General features: G+C 35.9%; 22 protein-coding genes and 1 tRNA gene. 7 read left to right on the forward strand and 16 right to left on the reverse strand.

Going from position 1 to position 20,605, the window contains the following annotated elements; all coding sequences use genetic code 11:
• Nucleotides 1–40: 40 nt before the first annotated feature.
• The 7 genes from FC57_RS06430 to FC57_RS06460 are packed head-to-tail and all read right to left on the reverse strand — an operon-like array spanning nt 41 to nt 6,771.
• On the reverse strand, nt 41–862 hold the full coding sequence (locus tag FC57_RS06430; RefSeq protein WP_040529817.1) for a triphosphoribosyl-dephospho-CoA synthase: 822 nt from the start codon (nt 860–862) through the stop codon (nt 41–43).
• 8 nt (nt 863–870) lie between these two features.
• On the reverse strand, nt 871–1,671 hold the full coding sequence (locus tag FC57_RS06435) for an alpha/beta fold hydrolase (protein ID WP_007126581.1): 801 nt from the start codon (nt 1,669–1,671) through the stop codon (nt 871–873).
• A 1-nt stretch (nt 1,672) separates the two neighbouring features.
• The gene (locus tag FC57_RS06440) at nt 1,673–2,293 is read right to left on the reverse strand and encodes a malonate decarboxylase holo-ACP synthase (RefSeq protein WP_236695710.1); all 621 of its coding nucleotides are present in this window, start codon (nt 2,291–2,293) and stop codon (nt 1,673–1,675) included.
• Nucleotides 2,271–3,902: a biotin-independent malonate decarboxylase subunit beta gene (mdcD, locus tag FC57_RS06445; protein ID WP_007126583.1), complete on the reverse strand. Its 1,632-nt coding sequence runs from the start codon at nt 3,900–3,902 to the stop codon at nt 2,271–2,273. The genes FC57_RS06440 and mdcD overlap by 23 nt, the downstream gene beginning before the upstream one ends.
• On the reverse strand, nt 3,892–4,191 hold the full coding sequence (locus FC57_RS06450) for a malonate decarboxylase subunit delta (protein ID WP_007126584.1): 300 nt from the start codon (nt 4,189–4,191) through the stop codon (nt 3,892–3,894). Before FC57_RS06450 ends, mdcD begins: the two co-directional genes overlap by 11 nt.
• 19 nt (nt 4,192–4,210) lie before the next feature.
• Nucleotides 4,211–5,854 (reverse strand): malonate decarboxylase subunit alpha, encoded by a 1,644-nt coding sequence (mdcA, locus tag FC57_RS06455; protein WP_040529820.1) that lies wholly within the window; start codon nt 5,852–5,854, stop codon nt 4,211–4,213.
• A gap of 2 nt (nt 5,855–5,856) precedes the next feature.
• Complete coding sequence (locus FC57_RS06460) at nt 5,857–6,771, reverse strand: acyltransferase domain-containing protein (RefSeq protein WP_236695711.1); 915 nt, start codon at nt 6,769–6,771, stop codon at nt 5,857–5,859.
• Nucleotides 6,772–6,874: 103 nt separating this feature from the next.
• Here FC57_RS06460 and FC57_RS06465 point away from each other — a divergent pair, with 103 nt between their 5' ends.
• Together FC57_RS06465 and FC57_RS06470 are read left to right on the forward strand one after the other, a co-directional pair.
• Nucleotides 6,875–7,750 (forward strand): LysR family transcriptional regulator, encoded by an 876-nt coding sequence (locus FC57_RS06465; RefSeq protein WP_007126587.1) that lies wholly within the window; start codon nt 6,875–6,877, stop codon nt 7,748–7,750.
• Between the two features lie 83 nt (nt 7,751–7,833).
• Entirely contained in the window at nt 7,834–8,943 is a 1,110-nt protein-coding gene (locus FC57_RS06470) for an acyltransferase family protein (protein WP_007126588.1), read from the forward strand.
• A gap of 61 nt (nt 8,944–9,004) precedes the next feature.
• Here the strand turns inward: FC57_RS06470 and FC57_RS06475 are convergent, their stop codons facing one another.
• The gene (locus FC57_RS06475) at nt 9,005–10,309 is read right to left on the reverse strand and encodes a PTS sugar transporter subunit IIC (protein ID WP_007126589.1); all 1,305 of its coding nucleotides are present in this window, start codon (nt 10,307–10,309) and stop codon (nt 9,005–9,007) included.
• Between the two features lie 171 nt (nt 10,310–10,480).
• On the opposite strand from FC57_RS06475, the gene FC57_RS06480 reads away from it, so the two are divergent.
• Nucleotides 10,481–11,236 carry a MurR/RpiR family transcriptional regulator gene (locus FC57_RS06480; RefSeq protein ID WP_007126590.1) on the forward strand — a complete coding sequence of 252 codons (756 nt, stop codon included), beginning with the start codon at nt 10,481–10,483 and terminating at the stop codon, nt 11,234–11,236.
• 44 nt (nt 11,237–11,280) lie between these two features.
• On the opposite strand, the gene FC57_RS06485 is transcribed toward FC57_RS06480, so the two are convergent.
• From FC57_RS06485 to argS, 5 genes are all read right to left on the reverse strand, one after another.
• Entirely contained in the window at nt 11,281–11,907 is a 627-nt protein-coding gene (locus FC57_RS06485) for a GyrI-like domain-containing protein (protein ID WP_007126591.1), read from the reverse strand.
• An 11-nt stretch (nt 11,908–11,918) separates the two neighbouring features.
• On the reverse strand, nt 11,919–12,122 hold the full coding sequence (locus FC57_RS06490; protein WP_007126592.1) for a hypothetical protein: 204 nt from the start codon (nt 12,120–12,122) through the stop codon (nt 11,919–11,921).
• Between the two features lie 27 nt (nt 12,123–12,149).
• Nucleotides 12,150–12,686 (reverse strand): NUDIX domain-containing protein, encoded by a 537-nt coding sequence (locus FC57_RS06495; protein WP_007126593.1) that lies wholly within the window; start codon nt 12,684–12,686, stop codon nt 12,150–12,152.
• 54 nt (nt 12,687–12,740) lie between these two features.
• On the reverse strand, nt 12,741–13,658 hold the full coding sequence (locus FC57_RS06500; RefSeq protein ID WP_007126594.1) for a class II fructose-bisphosphate aldolase: 918 nt from the start codon (nt 13,656–13,658) through the stop codon (nt 12,741–12,743).
• A gap of 108 nt (nt 13,659–13,766) precedes the next feature.
• Complete coding sequence (gene argS, locus FC57_RS06505; protein ID WP_007126595.1) at nt 13,767–15,452, reverse strand: arginine--tRNA ligase; 1,686 nt, start codon at nt 15,450–15,452, stop codon at nt 13,767–13,769.
• Between the two features lie 363 nt (nt 15,453–15,815).
• On the opposite strand from argS, the gene FC57_RS06510 reads away from it, so the two are divergent.
• Entirely contained in the window at nt 15,816–16,376 is a 561-nt protein-coding gene (locus FC57_RS06510; RefSeq protein ID WP_040529898.1) for a phenolic acid decarboxylase, read from the forward strand.
• A gap of 53 nt (nt 16,377–16,429) precedes the next feature.
• On the forward strand, nt 16,430–16,954 hold the full coding sequence (locus FC57_RS06515) for a PadR family transcriptional regulator (protein ID WP_040529826.1): 525 nt from the start codon (nt 16,430–16,432) through the stop codon (nt 16,952–16,954).
• A 48-nt stretch (nt 16,955–17,002) separates the two neighbouring features.
• Here FC57_RS06515 and FC57_RS06520 read toward each other — a convergent pair whose 3' ends face one another.
• The 3 genes from FC57_RS06520 to FC57_RS06530 all read right to left on the reverse strand — a co-directional run bounded on the left by FC57_RS06520 (nt 17,003) and on the right by FC57_RS06530 (nt 19,949).
• Nucleotides 17,003–17,677 carry a L,D-transpeptidase gene (locus FC57_RS06520; protein WP_007126598.1) on the reverse strand — a complete coding sequence of 225 codons (675 nt, stop codon included), beginning with the start codon at nt 17,675–17,677 and terminating at the stop codon, nt 17,003–17,005.
• A 122-nt stretch (nt 17,678–17,799) separates the two neighbouring features.
• Entirely contained in the window at nt 17,800–18,648 is an 849-nt protein-coding gene (locus FC57_RS06525; protein WP_007126599.1) for an NAD(P)H-hydrate dehydratase, read from the reverse strand.
• A 2-nt stretch (nt 18,649–18,650) separates the two neighbouring features.
• A complete protein-coding gene (locus tag FC57_RS06530; protein ID WP_007126600.1) occupies nt 18,651–19,949 on the reverse strand; it encodes a serine hydrolase in 1,299 nt (432 codons plus the stop codon).
• An 88-nt stretch (nt 19,950–20,037) separates the two neighbouring features.
• Here FC57_RS06530 and FC57_RS06535 point away from each other — a divergent pair.
• Together FC57_RS06535 and FC57_RS06540 are read left to right on the forward strand one after the other, a co-directional pair.
• Nucleotides 20,038–20,121 (forward strand) — tRNA-Leu (locus tag FC57_RS06535).
• Between the two features lie 151 nt (nt 20,122–20,272).
• Nucleotides 20,273–20,590, forward strand: a complete 318-nt coding sequence (locus FC57_RS06540; RefSeq protein ID WP_007126601.1) for a PspC domain-containing protein — start codon at nt 20,273–20,275, stop codon at nt 20,588–20,590.
• Nucleotides 20,591–20,605: the final 15 nt, after the last annotated feature.

The following is a 20,605-nucleotide window of genomic DNA, read 5'->3' on the forward strand; positions in this document are numbered from 1 at the left end:
CCACTTTAGTGGGATTGTATCATTTAGAACGACGCTTTTTCTAAATAATATCTTTTTGTAAAGCCATAAAAATAGTAATAATTAATAAGTCAGCACTGCCACCAAGACTATAATTCCTCTTTTTAAATATCTGATTTAAATTTAGAAGAAATTCTTTACCATTTTCAGTTTGATAACCACCTAAAGTTAAATACTTCTCCGCCTGCTTATGTGCCCATTGAATAACTTCGATACCACCGGCACGTTTGATTAAATTTGAATCTTCAATTTGACTAACAATTTTCATCAGCGTATCTAACAAACGCGTATTCAAGTCACCTGTCGTTTGGGCTAAAAACGGCAAAGCAATCTCCTTCACCAACGGGTATCCTGCTTCCGCTTCAGCACGTACTCCACCTTTACCGTATTTCAGAAATTGACGTTCACCTGCGGTTTCATTTTTTTGACCTAAATCGTGTTTAACTAAACCACGTGTCATTGCTTGAATTACGGTAAATTCATCAATATCAGAATGCTTTTGACAATAACTACTTGCACAGACAAACAATCCTAAGGAAAAGATTGCACCTTTGTGCGTGTTAATGTTTTGAGTAGCTTTGAACATACTCTTTTCTGCTTTAATTCCAGCTTGACGTAATAAGATAAACATTTGTCTTAAATCATTATTGTCAAAATTATAACCAATTTTAGCGGCTTCTTCAAAATAATCATCCAAGCTCAAGCTACTATTGATAAATAAATATACATTCATATCAGGATGTGGGCCATTATCTACGGGATCAACCAATCCTGGTTTTGGATTAGTAACAACTTCATATAAAAGTGCTTTTTCAGCATTCTGCGCAATTTCGTGTGGTGCCATACATTCCCTCATTCTCTGGCTAAGTACCGATTTTTTAGTAAAAAGTGACGTATCAATTGATTAGTTCTTTGAGGAACTTCAGCCATAATATCATGACCGGTATTCTCTAATACAACTGTTTCTATCTTATCATTTTGTGCTTTCATCCATTGACCAAAATGCCAATCATAATATGGACTGGACTTGGCTGCAATCACCATCAATGGTCGCTTTTCTCTTTTTATTACCTCACGCCAGTCTAATTGAACATGATCTCTTAATAAATCCAGATTAGACTTACGACTAAAAGGATATTTAACTTTAACAAACGATAGTTTGCCAGCTACTTGGGATGAAATTCCATTGATGGTTTCATGAACCTGGGGAGTTTTCTTGATCTCACTAACAAAATTATCTGGCGTATAATTCATAAAACCATACGGCCAATCAGCAGTATTTAACATATATGGACTCTGATCAATAATTATGCCTAATTTTATCAGTTCTGGTTTAACAGCCAATAAATTATACAATATACTACTACCCATCGAATGAGTAATCAAAGCAACACTTGAAATATCTAAAGCAGCACTTAATTCTAATATATCTTCAGTAAGGCGCTTTAAAGTGTGTCCTTTAGACGTCCGCTCACTTCGTCCCATATTTCTATGATCATAAGTTATTACTTGATATCCCATGTGAGTTAAATAGTCTACTTGAGCAGTCCAAATTTCTTGATAGCCGCCAAAACCTGCAATTAGAATAATTGGTCGTCCTGAACCATAGATATGATAATTAAGTTTAACCCCATCATCCGTTTTAAAAAACATGCTATCCTTCTTCGATATAATGCCATGGATCAGCGCTTAGCTGTGGTCCAGCATTAGTTTTTATTAAGATTTGTGCATCCCTATTCATCGCATATTCCTCAAGAGCAAAACCGCGATCTCGGTTAACAACTTGCATATCCGCATGCACATTAAACTGATTCAACTGCTTGAGTAAAAGCTGAGCTTGCTTGATACTCATCGGCTTTACTTTCCAAGCAATAATGTCTATATCGCTTGTTTGATGAACCATTTCTATTCCAGTGGCCATTTCATACACTAAAGATCCTGACACTCCCCAACGCAACTTAGTCAACAAGGGGACTATTTTAACTAATGCCTGAAAAGCAAGCATTGCTTGTCTATCATGAGGTAAATTTCTCCATGACTGATGTGCAATAAAATAGTCGGGATGATAGTGCTTCAATATTTTGTCTTTTGGTAAAAAACAGCCCCAACGTTGATTCTTTTGCTTTCCTCTAATTCCAATAGGAATCAGGTTATTTTTTAAATTTCCTCGTCTGACTACAACTATTTTTGCTTTAGACAAAGAATCCTTTGCCCATTCAGGTAAAGGATTCTTTTCTAATATTAAGTCATCTTCATGAGCAAAAGTTACGTCCACTCTCAATTGCAATAGGTGTTTCATAGCGGAAATGAAGGTCAGTTGGTTGATCTTTAGTACTTTCAATTGCTTCATCAATCAATTCATGAACTTTCTTAACTGCATCATCATTTGCATCCCAAGAAGAAACATCGTGAACCAATTTATACAAAGCACCTAGTTTTTCATAGTTAAAGATATCATAAGCCATTGCTGGAACATGCTTGGTAGCTTCTTCCAATTCTGAAATTGTTCTTTGAGTAATTCTTGCAGCAGAAGCTTTAGACATAGCTTGAATAGTAATAGACTTATCAGCTAATGCAATCATGCGATTAGATTGCAAACCATGAGCTAAGAAACCACCTGAGACAGCATCCCCAGGGATGAAGTCGATAACGGGATGCCCAGCTTGACGAGCTCTAGCATAAGCTGCTGCACTTGAAGCTAAGCCAATATGGATACCAATCAGCTCTTCTTTATAGCCATATGCTTGACTAGGCACATCAACAATCAGGATAATTGGTCGTTTAACTTTTTTGTCTTGATCCTCGTCTACAATCTTATTCACAATCTTTGAAATGACAAATCCTTCTTGTAGACCTACTTCACCATGTCTAACTCTTGGGAAACGATTATTTTCATCCGGAACAATTGCAATATATTCTTTGCCATCAACTTCAGCAGCTAAAACTGTAGAATACTTTGATGTTGCATTTTTTATTCCGGTTAATTTTTCAAACCATAAGCGTCCTCTACTCTTAGTTCCCGGCTTTTCACCAGATACAGTAGCTGAAATATCATGCTTAACCGCTTGAGTCTCGCTGTATACTTTACGATATTCTTCTGTATTCAATGGTTTGTTAAAATCAATCTTATCAAACAAGGTTAAATAGAAATCTGCTCGATCTGTCCGATGAGCATCCTTTTTCTGATCGATAGCATTTGAAATTGATTCTTTAATAGTAGCGATATTGTCTTTGACAACTTCATCAACAATGCCAGTTTTGACTCTTTGCTTCGTACCTAAAGTATTCCAGATCAAATCCTTATCGCTAGAATCAAACTCGCGGACACCTGCTTCTTGCTCAATAACTTCTGGGCCGTTTAAAGCTACACGTGCCTTGGCAGTAGTAATGAGGTAAGACAACACCGCACTAGTAATTGACATACCACCGAAACTACCAACTCGTCCAGGAACTACCCCAATAACTGGAACATACTTCTTTAAAGCAATAACTGCATTTTGAATCTCAGAGATAGATAACAAGCCATAGTTAGCCTCTTGCAGACGAACACCACCAGTATCGAGAACAATAATTGGATAAATGGTATTGCCATTTTTATTATCTTCTAAGGCCTCTTCAAGAGTGGCGACAATCTTAGCACCTGAGACTTCACCAATACCACCGCCTTGGAATTTGCCTTCAATTGAAATGATGACTACTTGTTTACCATCCAAGGTACCTTTAACAACGATAACACCGTCATCACTTTCAGGAACAATATTTTGTGGTTCTAGGTGTGGTGAAATCATATCATATTCTGGACCAACAATTTCACGACCAGAGTTTGAGTCAACCAATGCAAAAGCACGCTGACGACCATTTAATTCAACAAAACTATCTTTCATCTTTCAATGCCTCCATTGCTTGAGTCAAACGTAAATTTACCACACCCGGAGTTGCGCCAAAGTCATGAATAATGAATTTACCATTTAATGGGTAACGGGCAAAAAAGCGGTCTAACACATTTTGCCAAATTTTCTTAAAGCCATCGCTCCCAGTAACAATATCTAAAGTGGTTTTTTCACCATCTGTCGGATAAACCAAGATTTCAAGGTCACCAGAGGTAACAACGCCAACATGTGCAAACTCCTTAACAGGAGTAGAGTTTTTATATTCAAAGTGTAATTTTTCCATGATTCTTTTCCTCCTCAAATTATGACCAAGATCTAAATTTTGCAGGTGGATTATACAAACCATGTGACCACTCTACAAGATCATCCATAGTTTGAGCAGCAAGCAAGGAACGTTTTGCATCTTCACGGCGAACACCTAAGTCTTCTGGCAAAGCGACAATGCCTCTTTCACGCAAATCCTTCACTTTTTCAGGATTTGAACGCAAACCAACTGGAGTTACACCAGCAATAGCTTCAATAGCGGCTTTTCTTTCTTCCATGCTATCAGTCTTATAGAGGTAAGCTATTCCTTCTTCAGTTACAATATGCGTCGTATCTTCTGAATAAATCATAATTGGAACATTAGCAAGCTTAGCTTCTTTTCTTACTTCTTCTGCATCCAAGTGGTCGACAAAGACAGGTTTCTTGTTTGCACCAAAAGTTTCAACCATTTGAACTACCAGTTTTTGGCCTTTAGCCAATGGATCGTCGTCTGGCTTCAAGCTTTGCCATGCTGGCGTTGAGTGACGACGACCAGTAGGATTAGATCCCATATTAGGCGCACCACCAAAACCAGATAAACGACCGTTGGTTACAGTTGAAGAGTTGCCCCATTGATCAATCTGCAAAGTGGAGCCTACGAACATGTCTAGTGCATATTGGCCAGCTACTTGTCCTAAAGCACGGTTGGAACGCATCGTACCATCTTTACCAACAAAGAAAACATCGGGACGTGCAGCAATATACTTTTCCATTCCTACTTCACCACCAAATGAGTGAATAGATTGAACCCAGCCACTTTCAATAGCAGGAATCAGAGTTGGAGTTGGATTTAATTCCCAGTTGCGACAAATTTTACCCTTTAAGCCCAGTTGTTCACCATAAGTTGGCAACAAAAGTTCAATTGCAGAGGTATTAAAACCAACACCGTGATTCAAAGTTTGTACATGGTGCTTAGCATAAATACCTTTAATTGCCATCATTCCCATTAAAATTTGCAATTCTGTAATAGCTTGTGGATCTCTTGTAAATAATGGCTCCAATTGATATGGCTTATCAGCAGGAATTACAACATCAACCCAGTCACCTGGAATATCAACGCGTGGAACCTTGTCAACAACTTCATTTGCTTGAACAATTACGATACCATCATGGAAAGCTGCAGCTTCAACAATTGTTGGTGTTTCCTCAGTATTAAAGCCTGTGTACAGATTACCTTCTTTATCTACTTTATCTGCAGCTACTAACACTACATTTGGAATCAAGTCAATGAATAGACGACCAAATAATTCCAAATAAGTATGGATATCGCCAACTATCATTGTTCCATCTGCAATCATTTGAGATACTCGAGTACTTTGAGGACCGGCAAATGAAAAATCCATCTTTGAAGCAATACCCAAATCAAAAATATCCAAATGCTCTGGACGTGAAATACTCGACATAATCATATGCAGATCATGAACACGTTCAGGATCGACTTTAGTCAAAGCTTCTGACAAGAAGGATGCTTGTTTCTGATTATCACCCTCAAGTACAACCTTATCGCCAGGTTTGATTAAATTGCTTAAAACTTTAACTACATCTTCGGTTTTAGCAAATTTTCCATCCAACAAAGAACTTATACTTGCTAAGCGAGCATTCTTGGCATCACGATGCGTGTGCCAATTTTTTGTTTCTGCCATTTTTATTTCTCCCATTTATTAAACAAGTAGTCAGCATCATCGATTGATATTTGTGACAATGTGACCATATGTAATTGATCTGTCTTAGCTTTCAACAATTTGGTAAAAGCTGAACCAGGTGAAAACTCACAACTAACTGTAGGTTGATATTCAAGTGCAATTTGCATCATCGTTTCCCACAGCACTGGATAAACTAAGTTGTTGCCTAAATCAAAAACTACTTCTTTCAAATTCCTAACGGCATGACCATTGTAATTAGCTAGGTAAATACAGTTAGGTTGATGTAATTTTAATTGACCAATAAACTGGTTCAATTGCTCAGCCGCTTTTTTCATTAATGGTGAATGAGAAGGATTAGGTACACGCAGCAGCTTAGCCTTAGATGCTCCATTATCTTTAGCTAGTGCTAAAACTTTTTTGATTGCGGTGATTTTCCCTGAAAAGGTATTTTGCAACTCTGAATTTTGATTAGATAAATAAACTGGATCACTTTCTGTAAATACTTGTTCAGCTAATTTCTTAGCTTCTAAACGACTAAGTCCTACGACAACTCCCATCCCATATCCTTCGGGATAAGACTGTTGCATTAACTTAGCTCTAAGAGCAACTAAACGAAAAAGATCTTTTTTCTCAATTACTTCAGCCGCATATGCCGCTGCAAACACTCCTAATGAATGTCCGGCAACTAAAGTTGGCTGCCAGTGCAATTTCTTTAATTGCTCTATTTGATCAATTTGTAAAAGCAAAATACTTAATTGAATTTGCACAGAATCTTGATAGCCTTCTTGAGTATCAAGTAATTTTACTTTGGTCCATTTTTCTACCTGATCTTTTAATTCAGAATCAACATTTTTTAACATCCCAGCCTTTTGTCCACCTTGACCGGGAAATAACCATAAGCTTCGCAAAACAATCACCTCTTTGGACCTCACATTTTTTATGTTTAAAACGTTTTGATGACAATTTATAATATATAAATAGAATAATACTTAACCAAATAGTTATGAGTGAGGAAACAAATTGAATTTAACTACTCTTAAATATTTCATAGAAGTTGCTTCTTTAGGTTCAATCACTAAAGCAGCTAAAGAAGCTTACGTCAGTCAATCTGCCGTTAGTAAAACCATTAAGCAACTAGAAAACGAGATTGGCGTGAAGCTATTCGACCGCGAAGGAAGAACCATTCAGCTGAATCAACAGGGGAAACTTTTCTACTCTTATGTATCGGATAGCCTAAATTTATTAAATCGAGGAATTAAAGCAGTACAAAACTCTAAGAACATTGATGAACAGCCTCTTAATGTTTTATTTACCGTTGCGTCTCCATTAATTTCAAAAATAGTTTTGAGAATGCAAGATGTTTTGCCTAACATTAGTCTTAACATTCACCAAAAAAATAGTTTTGCAAAGGATTTAGAACAATTCGACTTCATTATTTCTACAGAAGAAATCCCCCATTTTAACAGCATCCCGATCATAACTGAAGAAATCATGATCGGTGCTAAAAAGGGACTATTACCTAACAAAGATTTTATTAAAACCAAAGATCTCAACCAATTTGTTTTCATCGGATTAGATAGTGAAACAGAATTACAGCAAACGATTGATCAATTTCTAACTGCACAAAAAATCAAGCTTAATTATCAATATCAATCAGATGAACCGGCTACTGTCCGACAATTGATTGTAAATGGCTTAGGAATTGGGTTCGTACCTGCAATTAGTTGGCATAGTTTTGATTCCAAAAATATTAAAAAAGCTCACATTGTACCTGATCCACCCTATCGAACTATTTATCTAAATACGCCACACAATAATTTAACCGATTCCCAAAGACTTTTTAGTAATGAAATAGCCAATGTCTTTTTGGAAGAACGAAATTCTGAGCCCAAATAATTCATTGCATTTTTCAAAAAATCCATTTAAATTAGAGTTGAACTTCTTTTGGATCTCACAATTCAAAAGAAAAGAGTACTCAAATGAAACAATATAAATCTAAAACATACAATATTGCTGATATCGGCGATTACTTAAAAGTTTTTGCCTGTACAGCAGTTATGTCGCAGCCGATTATGTCGATGATTATGGGACTTAATCAACCCAATCCAACACAGGACATCTTTGGAGTTTTCTACAATTTAGTCAAGTATACGGCTCCCGCCTTCATTTTTGGTATTTTATATACCACGATTCGCAGCAATGATGAACAAGGCAGTTTCTCTTACCAAAAGCATATGCGGGCTAATTGGTCTAACCTGTTTGTACCCACTATTTGGTGGACGTTAATCTACTTATTAGGGATGCCGTGGGTGCAACAAGTCAATCGATTCCACGATTTCGGCTCATTCTGCTGGCACTTTATCAACGGTAATGCAGCACCACACTTGTGGTACAACACAATGATGCTTCAATTCATCATTCTAATGCCGCTTTTTTGGGCTATTAGTCGGTATGTTGGGCAGAATGCTAAACGTGGGATTTTAGTCGCTGTCATTACGTTTATTCTTTATTTTGCCTGGCTATATTTTTACGACTATTACGTTTTCCATGGTATCCACGAACATGATTGGTATTTACTTGACCGTGTGTTTATCTCCTTCTTTATCTATGGAGTTTACGGCGTATTAGCTTGGCAATTAAGAAGCTATTACAATCAACTAGTCACAAAGTTCTGGTGGTTAATCTCTCTTGCATTCATTACCTGTTTTATCTGGACTAATATTGAATTGCAAAAGTTTGGTCATCCTATCAACTTCAACAATGCACCTTACTACAAACCATCAATGACGCTTTACTGTTTAGCTGTAATCGCCCTTGTTTCTGCATTTTGCTTGCATCAAGTAAAGAAAAACTCACAAACTAGTCTAAAAGCATTTCACTTTTTAGCTACATATGCTTATCGTGCATATCTATCCAACGTCTTCTGGAATCAACTGGTTTGGCGCGGACTTAACATGCAATATCACGCTGAATTTCATCCAATCTTAACTTTGTTTGGTACCTCGATTTTAACTTGGATTATGTCATTCACCTCTGCTTACTTCTTACATATCTGGTGGATAAAAATTAAAAATAAAAACTTAATATAACTAAAAAAGCTTGAGATAACTCAAGCTTTTTCTGTAGGAATCAATATTGTATTCTAATTAATTATGCCTTTTTAGTATCTTGTTGTTCTTGTGCAACAGCCTTATTATCAGCAATCTTAAAGAATGGGAACCAAATCAAAGTACTTAAAACTACAACTACTACAGCGATAATAAAGAATGGAATACCACCTGAGAAGAATGCCTGTACAACACCTGGCATAGTCCATGGTAATTGAATGAATGGATTTACCGTGGCATGGAATAAATCAATCAAGCCCCAACTTACTAATCCATTAATAATAGGTTCAAACAACATAGGCAGGAAGAATACTGGGTTCAACATAATTGGCATCCCAAATACCAATGGTTCATTAATGTTAAATAGCGCAGGAATACCAGCCAACTTTAACATTTGTTTATACCGATCAGATTTTGCTCTGAATATTGAAATAATCAAACCAATAGTAGCTCCCTGGTCACCAAATGCACTATTTAAAATTACGGAAAGCATAGCCATTGTTACATATGGCATTGGTTGACCGGCCTTGTAAGCATTTTGGTTAACAATACCATTAGCAATAATAATTGGCATTACAATACCATAAACCATGTTAGGGTGAATACCAAAGAACCATAAAACATTAGCTAAAGTGTAAATAGCAATAATACTGATTGGTGAAGCAGTAAATGTTTGTAGTGGTGTTTGAACCAACTTGGTAATACAATCAAAAACATTTCCAAAGCTAGTGTAAGAAAATGCACCTCTTACCAAAATCATAATTACTAAAATAATTCCAGCAATTAATGATGGTTGGAGTGAAGCCGCAACATTAGGTGGAACACTCTCTGGCAATTTAATTACGATGTTCTTCTTATTTAAAAAGACATACAACATGCCTACTACCCAACCAACTAGAATGGCTACGACCATACCAGATGAGCCAAGATAATTTGTACCAAAAGCGGTTATTTGAGTTAATTTAGCATGCGTGCCAAAAGCTCTAGCCATATAATCTTGTGGTGCCAGAATCATAAAGCTTGAAGCAGCTAATAAACCAGCAGGTAATGGATTATATTTACATTTTTCCGCATATACATAAGCAAAGTTAAAGACAACGAATAAAGCCAATACATTCATCGTTGCATTTTGAGCAGCATTGAACTGAACAGCCCAACCAATCTTTTGTAAGAAATTTGTCCATGCAGGTATTGGAAAATTACCAATCAACAGTACAAAGGCACCACCTAAAGTAATAGGCGTAACCTTCATAAAGGCATCAGCTAATGATGAAAAGAACAGGTTGTTCCCCATCCATTTAGCAACGGGTGCCAAGAATTTATCTAAAAACTTTTGAAGACTATTCACGATTTTTCCCCCTCGTATCTCAAATCACTTTCTATTTTATGTAAGCGCTTAAAGGAGGGCAATAGTTTCAAGCCTATCTGGTAATAACTAAGAATTAAGGTGCGTGTTCTTTTCATCGAACACATTGTTCTTTATAATAAAAGTATATATTTATGAGAAAAGGTAATAATCATGGCTCTTTTTAATTTCACTGACCTTTCGTCATTATCTGATGTTGAATTAACAGTTTATCGTTTTGTTGTCAATAATCCAGAAAAAGTAGTTTATATGCGCGTGCGTGACATAGCTAATCAAACTCACGTTGCCAATTCTTCTGTTATGCGTTTTATTCATAAATTAGGATTTGGTAGTTTTCCTGAATTCAAAGCCTACTTGAAGAATATTAATCAAACAGTAGCTACTCGTCATATTTTTACTTTCGTGAATCAAAATAATTTTCTTCCAGATATTGAAAATAAGATTCGCCTTGTTGCCGATCTGCTTTATCAATCAGATAATATCCCTCTACTAGGGATTGGCAATTCTGCCTCAACTGCTATGTACGCTGCAAGAATATTGGCTTTATTAGGCTTTAACGCCTTTCCTATTACTGACCCATTTTATCCGTTAAATAAACAACTCGAAAATACCAGTAATAACACTATTTTATGTTTTTCAGTATCTGGCGAAACTGAGGAGTTAATTGAACAACTAAACTATTGTACCAAGCGGCCAGATAACCAAGTAGTTGCAATCACCAGTAATCCTACCAGTACTATCGCCAATATTAGTAAATATGTGTTGGCCTACAAAGAACAAAAACAACGTCTCTTCAAATATTGTGATCTGTCTTCACAGATACCTGCAATGTACATCGTTGAAGCGTTAGCACAAGTATTAATCAGCAAGAATCAAGATTTAACAAACGAAAATAAAGCTCAGCAATAAAAATCACTGAGCTTAACAATAAATTAATATATCTTTTTACATCTTCATCTAACTGGCAAGCGAATAATTGTCTTTAAATTTTCTCGTTTAGTCCGTCGTGGATCAGACAGATAAATTTCATGATGTCTACGACTAGCAGAAAAGTCTAATTTTAGACCTTCCTTAGCAATAAATTGATGCATTTTTTTAATAGTAGCAGGCTCACTATCATAATCGCCAACATGCATAATCTGGACGCATTTTCCTTCATTGACTGTAATTAACTTAACCTTTGAAAAATCCATCTTCTTCTTAGCTGTTGCTTCCTCTTTAGCCCATTCAAATACTTCCGGAGTTACAAAATCTGGCATTCTAATACAAGATACAAATCTAAATTTTTCTTTATGAGCATAATCAATGCCTTCTACACCCTCTTGCCACCAAAAGCCTTCAAGAGGTGGAACAACAAAGTCAAAATAACCAGAAATCTTATGAGTTCCCATTTTGCTCATCTTTATGGTATAAGCAATACCGTAAAGTAATTGTATTGCCTGCTTATACTCACTGCCTTCAATATTAGGATTTCCTTTACCCTCAACCGCAATATAGTTCATTTGAGGCACATCGATTATAGTTGGCTTTTTACCTGGACGATAAAGTTCTTTTTCTTCTTTTTTAAAATCGTAAGCCATGCTTTTTTCTCCTAAATTTGGTGAAATTTTACTGTTTTATTTTTAAGTGAAATCTTTTTTACTTCAAAACCGTAGTCTGACAATTCTTTTTTATACCGTAAAAAAGAGTGATCCAATGCTACACCAGCAATTTTTCCTATTTCATCAAAAGATAATTCAAAATCGCCAGTCTTATTATCTTTTATGTATTGCCACAGTTGATTATATTTACTCATTAAAACTACTCTTTCTTTACTTTAAAGCTAAAGATTATCAATTAATTTTTTAGCATACTTAAGTACTGGTAACTCTCGTGCTCCAATTAATTTTCCAACTTTAGTAGTAGCGCACTTTTTATATTCAGTAACCGCTTTTTCATATTTCATTTTTAAAGTCGACAAATGAAAATCTTCAATCTCTTGCTTCGTTAAATGTTTATTGCCAAAAGACAAAATTTCACACAAATAATAATTGTTAATATTATGCCGATGAATCAAATTATAATAGTCGCTAACTACACCAATTTTGCAAATAATTTTAACCTTAGCACCTAATTCCTCTTTAAGTTCACGTTTTAGTGCCGTTTCTAAATTCTCCCCAGCTTCAACACCGCCACCTGAAGTTTCGATCAATGTTGCTTTTCCAAAATCGTCATCACGTTTTGCTCTAACAAAATAATAATTGTACTTTTTATCAATTACTATTGCTCGTACTATTTTTCGATCATGATCAATATAGGTCATTGGCCATTCATTATCCTGCAATTTAAGATTTAATTGTTGCACGATATTACCTTTCATAAAAAAATAAAGCTCAGCACATGCTGAGCTTTATTTTAATTGATAATCAAATGATTATTCTTCGTTTAATGATGAACGATCGAATGAAGCATCCTTAAGTTCGTCATCAATAGTCTTGGTACCTAACCAGCCAATCATTTCCTTCATAGCTGCAGTGATAGCTTCAGTACCTGGAAGCAATAACTTACGTGGGTCATAACCCTTGTTACCCTTGTCCAAGTCCTTCTTAGCTTCGATGTATTCACGAGTAGCCTTTTGGAATGCTAATTGGAATTCAGTGTTGATGTTAACCTTAGCAATACCAAGTTGAATAGCCTTCTTAACTTGGTCTTCAGGAATACCTGAACCACCGTGCAATACAAGTGGTTCGTTAGGAACAGCTTCAGCAATTTCCTTAAGACGGTCAAAGTTCAAGCCCTTCCAACCTGCTGGGTATACACCGTGGATGTTACCAATACCACAAGCAAGCTTGTCAACACCAGCAGCAACGAAAGTCTTAGCGTCTTCAACTGATGCTAATTCACCGCCGTCAGCACCTTGGTTTTCACCAATCTTACCGATTTCAGCTTCAACTGAAATACCACGTTCGTGAGCTAACTTAATGATTTCCTTAGTCTTAGCCAAGTTTTCTTCAGTATCAAGCTTGTGACCATCAAACATAACTGATGAGTAACCAAGTGCGATACATTCCTTAGCTGATTCAAAGTCACCGTGGTCCAAGTTCAAAATAACTGGAACTGAGATGTTCATTGAATCCATTTGGTCAGCTACCATGTCCTTAACGAACTTGTAACCACCCATGTACTTAGCAGCACCAGTTGATACTTGGATCAATAATGGAGTTCTAGTTTCTTCAGCAGCACGTAATTCTGCACGAGTCCATTCCAAGTTGTTAGTGTTGTAAGCACCTACAGCGTAGTGGTTCTTACGAGCGTCTTTAAAGATTTGATTACCGTTGTCAAAATAAGCCATTAAAAAATACCTCCTAAATATCTTACAAACATATTGTACCCTAATAATTTGATTATGAACAATTTTTCACAAAATGTAAGCGCTATTTTTTATTTTTCACGTTTTTCATTACATTTCTTTAGGAGCATTGACACCTAATAGTCTCAAAGATTCAGTCAAGACAATTGATGTGGCTTCTACTAAAGCAAGACGTGCACCAATTTTATCGTCTTTAGTTAAAATCTTCACGTTAGCGTAGTACTTGTTAAATTTCTTAGCCAAATCAAGAGCAAACTTAGCAATTACTGATGGTTCAAACTTATCAGCACTTCTAGCAATAATTCTTGGGAAATCGGCTAAGTCCTTGGCTACAGCAAATGCCCAATCATCATCAAGGACTAAGTCTTTTTCACTAGGTTTTTCGCCCATTGCAGCTGCTTTTCTAAAAACACTTTGAGCACGAGCGTTAGTGTATTGTACATAAGGACCAGTATCACCTTCAAAGCGAACTACTTCATCCAAATTAAAGTCAAAGTTGTCTAAACGATCATTCTTTAAATCGTGGAAGACCACGGCACCAACACCAACATCATGAGCAACTTGATCTTGGTTAGCCAAATCTGGATTCTTCTCTTGAATTTGCTTCTTAGCAAGAGAAACAGCATCCTTTAATACTTGATCAAGGAAAACAACGTTACCTTTTCTAGTTGATAACTTCTTACCGCCTTGAGTAATCAAACCAAATGGAACATGATGAATTTCATCGGCCCAGTCATAGCCCATTTTCTTCAAAACAGTTTTAAGTTCAACAAAGTGTTGTGCTTGTTCGTTACCAACAACGTAAAGCATCTTCACAAAGTTGTACTCTTTCATTCTCCATTCAGCGGCAGCTAAATCACGAGTTAAGTAAATTGAAGTACCATCTGATTTAACAATAATTGCTGGATTTTCATCAGGTCCCATATCTACAACTTGAGCACCTTGAGATTCATGAAGCAGGCCTTTATCTTTTAATTCATCAATTACTGGTTGCATCTTATCATTGAAGAAAGCTTCACCATTGTATGAATCAAAAGTTACGCCTAATTCTTTATAAATGCGTTTGAAATCTTTAAGTGAAACTTCACGGAACCATTTCCATAACTTAACTGCTTCTGGATCGCCATCTTCAAGCTTCTTGAACCATTCCCGACCTTCATCATCAAGTTCTGGATTCTTTTCAGCTTCTTTGTGGAATCTTACATAGTAATGGAAAAGATTCATGATAGGATCTTTCTTAACATCTTCTTCATTACCCCAGTGCTTGTAAGCAGCAATCAATTTACCAAATTGCGTACCATAGTCGCCTAAATAATTAATCTTGATTGGAGTATAGCCAACCTTTTCCATAGTTTTGGCAATAGAATTACCAATAACTGTAGAACGAAGGTGACCCATTGACATTGGTTTAGCAATGTTAGGTGAAGACATATCAATTGGGACATTGCCCTTGCCCAACTTTTGATCACCATAATGTTCTTTTTCTGTTAAAACAGTCTTCAAAGTTGATGAAACTAACTTTTCATGATTAATAGCAAAGTTAACATAAGGACCGACAGCCTTGATGCTTGCAAAATCATCGCTACTTAAATTTGCAGCGATATCTTGGGCAATCATAGCAGGATTCTTATGCATAGTTTTAGCCAAAATAAATGCTGGGAAAGCATAGTCACCCATTTTTGCATTCTTTGGACGTTCAATTAATGCAGTAATTTTTTCTTTAGGCAAATCAACTTGGCTTGAAACTAAATCAACTACTTCGTTTTTAAAGTCCATTTTCTTCCTCTTTCCAAATAAAAAAGTCTCTTTCTAATGTATAGAAAGAGACGAGTTACTAACCCGCGGTACCACTCAGATTGATACAAAGTATCCGCTTATTTAAATTCATTATTTTTATCAGTTAAACACGCCTTCATTATTTCTTGATATCCAACTTCCACCAACTTGGACTCGCTTAAAAAAGAAAATAATTACTACTTTTAACCTACTAGCAAAGATGATTATAACAGGAAAGAATGCGGCTTGCCATATATTTTATTGAAAAAGATTTGCATTTTATGTTTATATCGACATATAATTATTTATGTCGATAACAACAAAAGCAAATTTAGGAGGAAAATAATGGCAAATTTAAACAATATGAATAAAAAATTTCACACTCTGGATGATTTTGTAGGTACCCATTTTATCTATACTTACGACAACGGCTGGGAATATGAATGGTACTGTAAAAATGACCATACCGTAGATTACCGTATTCATGGAGGTATGGTTGCTGGACGTTGGGTAAAGGACCAAGAAGCTCACATCAATCTTTTAACTGATGGAGTTTACAAGATCGCTTGGACTGAACCAACTGGTACTGACGTAGCTCTTGATTTTGTACCAAATGAACACAAATTAAACGGGACCATCTTCTTCCCTAAATGGGTTCAAGACCATCCTGAAATTACAGTTTGCTATCAAAATGAACACATTGATTTAATGCATAAGTCTCGTGAAAAGTATGAAACTTATCCTAAGATGGTTGTACCAGAATTCGCCAAGATCACTTATATTGGAAATGCCGGTATTAATAATGAACAAGCAATTGCGGAAGCACCTTACGAAGGTATGACAGACGATATCAGAAATGGCAATTATTTCGATGAAAACTATCATATCATTAAAAAAGATGGTCACTCATACATAGAAAAATAATTTTTTCTCTTTTCTGATAAAATGAACTTATCAAATACAGAAAAGATGATTTTGTGCCAAAGAAACGTGTACTTCCCTACATCATTATGGGAATTTTAAAACAAAATCCTGATTCAACAGGTAAAGAACTTACTAATCAATTTAATAATGAAATTGGTGAATTTTGGCGAGCTTCACATAGCCAAATTTATCCAGAACTCAAAAAAATGCTTACAGATCAATGGATTGAAGGCAAACAAAAAGAGAATAATGAAAAAGAAATTCATTATTCTCTAACTAGTAAAGGTTCAACTATCTTAGAACGTTGGATTGATCAACCTTTAACTGAATTACCTGTTAATCATGACTTGTTTTCGTTAAAATTATTTTTCATTAATGATCAGAAAGATCCTCGAATAAAGCAATTAATAAAAAACGAAAGAGAATTAATAGAAAATCAGCTTTCCCACTTATATTCTAGAAGAAAGTTATTGTTCAATAATCCTCATAATATTCAAGAAAATTATGGTCATTATTTGATTCTCATGCGAGCTATTTCTCGTAATGAGGGACAACTTGAATGGTTAAATTCTCTATAATTAAGAAAGCAGATACGTTATGTATCTGTTTTTTTAATATGCTAAAAACTAATGGTTCTTAATAACGACTTTCGTACCATCAGGGATCTTTTCCATGATCCACCTAGAATCGGGCACACTTAACCGTATACAGCCATGTGAGCCTTGTGTACGCCCTAACTTAGTAGCTTCCTTTAAGTTATAACTACCATCACCTAATGTAGGAACAGAGTGGAACAAATAAACATTATCTGGACTCCAACTAGTCCAATTATTAGCTCCTTCATTCAAATTGTAGTTAAAGAAACTGTCACCACGACCATTTTGAATAGAATACGTACCAGTTGGCGTTAAAGATTTTCCTTTCTTAAAAATACCACCAGTAGAAAGCATCGTATAAATTACTTTACCCTTTCTCAATAAGTAAGTACGATTGCCTTCCAATGATACTCGTAATGTTAAATCCTTTTCATTTGGATTGATCTTAGGGTGTTTCTTCTTTTCACTTTTTTCTTTCCACGTTCCTTCCTTTCTTAAATCCTTAGGATCTTTGTAAGGACGAAAAATTTCATTATTTGGTGTACTTTTCTTCTTAGTTGATTTTTTGACCTTGCTACTTTGTGTTTGATTAGAAACCGCATCCTGTGAAGGATCAGCCTTAGGTGCGCAGGCCTTAGCCAAACCAATAATCGCACCAAATGCAATTACAATACATGCAATTCCAACAATAATATTTTTTCTCATAAATATGTTAATCTTCTTTTTATTAATAATTATTTTAAATTACTCTGCGTCATTCAGAGTAACGTATTAAAAAGCATCCCTCATCGGGATGCTATTTAATTACAAGTAAGATTTTAACATTTTTAGCTGAGTTCTGAATACTTTTTCATCAATTTAGGCAATACTTTAGAAATTTCTGTTGGTCGAACCACATAATTTTCCTTATTGATCATGTCGCCAGCCAAAGAATGAATATAAACAGCAGCTAATACTGTATCCACACTTGGTCCAAATTGAGCAACAAAGCCACCAATAATTCCTGCCAAGGTATCACCCATACCCCCGGTAGCCATGCCTGGATTACCAATCGGGTTAACAAAGATCTGTCCTTTGCCATCATAAACATGAGTATGATTGGACTTCAAAACCAGCATAGCATTACTGTCAGGAATTAATTGATTCAGTGCATCAATATTAGCACCATCAGTTTGAAATGGAATTCTAATTTGACTAACCCTTTGCCATTCCATTTGGTGAGGCGTCAAAATCAAGTGACCCGCATTCACAGGCAAATAAGATCTATCTTGACCAATCAAATCAAGCGCACTAGCGTCCAAAACCACCGTTTGTTTTTCTGACGTACATCTTCTCAAAATTACCATAATCTGCTTAGCCAAATCAGACATGCCTAATCCGGGTCCACAAACAACCACATCCATTTTTTTAATCAGATCAGCAAGTTGAGCATCACGCCAGTCAATAAACATAGCCTCAGGCAAACGTGCGTGTAAAGCTGTTAAATTAAGCGGATGAGTAGCAACAGCAGTTAAACCTGCACCACTATTTACTGCAGCTGTGGTAGCCATAATAATGGCACCACCATAGTTTTCACTGCCACCAATTAATAGAATCCGACCATAATTACCTTTATAAGTGTCACTTTCTCTTTTAACAATCACTTTTTTTAATACATCTTCAGTAATTTCAGTCATTTTTATCTGCCTCCGAAAAGCCAACGCCAAATTCTAACGAAGAAGTTTACCTTACCGTTAGCTGATAAAGCCTTGGCTTTAACGTTCATACCATTTGGATTAGATAATGAAACAATTTTTTCATTTCCAGACTTGAATTGGTAGTCTCCAACAGTTTGATCCTTGACAATTGGAGCTTCAATTGACTTCTTGTCTAACTTAGCTACCAATGTCTTGCCATCTGCTGGATCCCAGATAGTGGTCTTATTCTTCAAACCTAAGTTAGTAGTAGCATTATCACCATCTGTTACTTCAATCGTCTTAGCACCATTCATTTGGCTACCAGCGGTCATTGTAATTGGACGGTATTGATTAAAAATGAAGTTCATTAACTTCTTAGTTTGAATAAAACGTGATGGGTCTGTACCATCGCGGTGGCGTGCACCCATAACTACCGTGATCAAACGTGCACCACTGTGTTCAACAGTACCAATAAAACAAGCACCAGCTGCATCAGTAGTACCAGTTTTTAAGCCATCAACAGGATATGCTTTGTCATATTGTGAAAGACCTTTAAGCATCCAATTAAAGTTGGCCATCTTAGTAGTTTTACCATTATCCTTGAAGTCTAAGTGAGCAAGCTTAGTAGTGTTCAAAACTTCTGGGAAGTCCTTAATTAAGTTTTGACCAATAATTGCCATATCTTTTGCTGACATGGTATTTTCAGCATTCTTATTAATGCCAGGATATGCATCTTTGCCTAGATTGCCGTTAGGCAAACCACAAGCGGTATAAATTTTAGCATCTTCAATGCCCCACTTTTTCACTTGTTGACGCATTTGATCAATAAATGCTTTTTGTGAGCCGGCAATAGTTTGCCCTAAAAGCATAGCAGCCCCATTTGCGGATTCAATCAAGGTTGCTTGATAAAGTTGCTTAATTGTATATGAATGACCCATTTTAAGAGGTACATTTGAATATTCCGTATTGTTGGCTACTTTTACAATTGGAGCAGTTGGCTTTACTTTTTGATCCCAAGATAATTTCTTATTTTTGATTGCTTGCAAAGTTAAGTAGACAGTCACTAATTTAGTCATTGAAGCAATTGGTAAAGTCTTATCCGCATTTTTAGCATATAAGATTTGACCAGAATTACTATCAATGGCAATCGCAGATTTAACGTCCAAGTTCAACTGATCAGCATGATAGCTACTCGTTGCATCTGCATGAACTGGTGTAGTAAATGCCACACCACATGAAGCCAGCGAAATTACAGCAACCAAACTAATAAAAGCTCGTTTTACTTTTTTACTAAAAAACATGAAATTCCACCCTTTTGAAATAATAAGTATATTTATGCTTACATTTTACCAAATATTTGGTATGATTATTCATGTACGAAATAAAAATGCCCGCTTGGCGGAATTGGCAGACGCGCAGCGTTCAGGTCGCTGTTCAGGTGACTGAGTGAAGGTTCGAATCCTTTAGCGGGCATAAAGGTAGGTCTAGCAAATGCTAGACTTTTTATTTTACAAAATATTTCTTACATAAAGCTTTATATTTTAATCCTGCAAATGCCTTTCGCATCCCTTATGCTGTATAATTATAAGTAACCAATAGCAAGATTAGAAATGAGGCTATTATTATGCAAAAAAGATTAACTAAATCACAAGACAAAATTTTAGCTGGTGTTTTCGGTGGAATTGCTAACTACTTCAATGTAGATCCAGCTTGGGTAAGAATCATCGGTGCTGCTTTAATTATCTTCACTGGTTTCTTCCCTGGCACTGCACTTTATATTATTGCAGCAATGGTAATGCCTGAAGCCAATGAAGTTGCACCTAGAGCTGAAAAACATGAAACCGACTATCAAACAGGTCGTCCTAATACCATGGATGGCGATTTTACCAAATCAGATAATGATGGCGAAAAGTCAGACGATAATCAAGACGATAAAAACTAATTTTTAATAAAAATT

Origin of the sequence: Lactobacillus ultunensis DSM 16047 (assembly GCF_001436305.1) — a bacterium.
Classification (GTDB): domain Bacteria; phylum Bacillota; class Bacilli; order Lactobacillales; family Lactobacillaceae; genus Lactobacillus; species Lactobacillus ultunensis.

Coding starts and splice junctions, on each gene's coding strand:
- FC57_RS06470 (WP_007126588.1), top strand. CDS start 7,834: ATGAAACAATATAAATCTAAAACATACAATATTGCTGATATCGGCGAT.
- FC57_RS06520 (WP_007126598.1), bottom strand. CDS start 17,677: ATGAGAAAAAATATTATTGTTGGAATTGCATGTATTGTAATTGCATTT.
- FC57_RS06450 (WP_007126584.1), bottom strand. CDS start 4,191: ATGGAAAAATTACACTTTGAATATAAAAACTCTACTCCTGTTAAGGAG.
- mdcA (WP_040529820.1), bottom strand. CDS start 5,854: ATGGCAGAAACAAAAAATTGGCACACGCATCGTGATGCCAAGAATGCT.
- mdcD (WP_007126583.1), bottom strand. CDS start 3,902: ATGAAAGATAGTTTTGTTGAATTAAATGGTCGTCAGCGTGCTTTTGCA.
- FC57_RS06490 (WP_007126592.1), bottom strand. CDS start 12,122: ATGAGTAAATATAATCAACTGTGGCAATACATAAAAGATAATAAGACT.
- FC57_RS06435 (WP_007126581.1), bottom strand. CDS start 1,671: ATGTTTTTTAAAACGGATGATGGGGTTAAACTTAATTATCATATCTAT.
- argS (WP_007126595.1), bottom strand. CDS start 15,452: ATGGACTTTAAAAACGAAGTAGTTGATTTAGTTTCAAGCCAAGTTGAT.
- FC57_RS06430 (WP_040529817.1), bottom strand. CDS start 862: ATGGCACCACACGAAATTGCGCAGAATGCTGAAAAAGCACTTTTATAT.
- FC57_RS06485 (WP_007126591.1), bottom strand. CDS start 11,907: ATGGCTTACGATTTTAAAAAAGAAGAAAAAGAACTTTATCGTCCAGGT.
- FC57_RS06525 (WP_007126599.1), bottom strand. CDS start 18,648: ATGACTGAAATTACTGAAGATGTATTAAAAAAAGTGATTGTTAAAAGA.
- FC57_RS06500 (WP_007126594.1), bottom strand. CDS start 13,658: ATGGCTTATTTTGACAACGGTAATCAAATCTTTAAAGACGCTCGTAAG.
- FC57_RS06510 (WP_040529898.1), top strand. CDS start 15,816: ATGAATAAAAAATTTCACACTCTGGATGATTTTGTAGGTACCCATTTT.
- FC57_RS06540 (WP_007126601.1), top strand. CDS start 20,273: ATGCAAAAAAGATTAACTAAATCACAAGACAAAATTTTAGCTGGTGTT.
- FC57_RS06530 (WP_007126600.1), bottom strand. CDS start 19,949: ATGTTTTTTAGTAAAAAAGTAAAACGAGCTTTTATTAGTTTGGTTGCT.
- FC57_RS06495 (WP_007126593.1), bottom strand. CDS start 12,686: ATGAAAGGTAATATCGTGCAACAATTAAATCTTAAATTGCAGGATAAT.
- FC57_RS06480 (WP_007126590.1), top strand. CDS start 10,481: ATGGCTCTTTTTAATTTCACTGACCTTTCGTCATTATCTGATGTTGAA.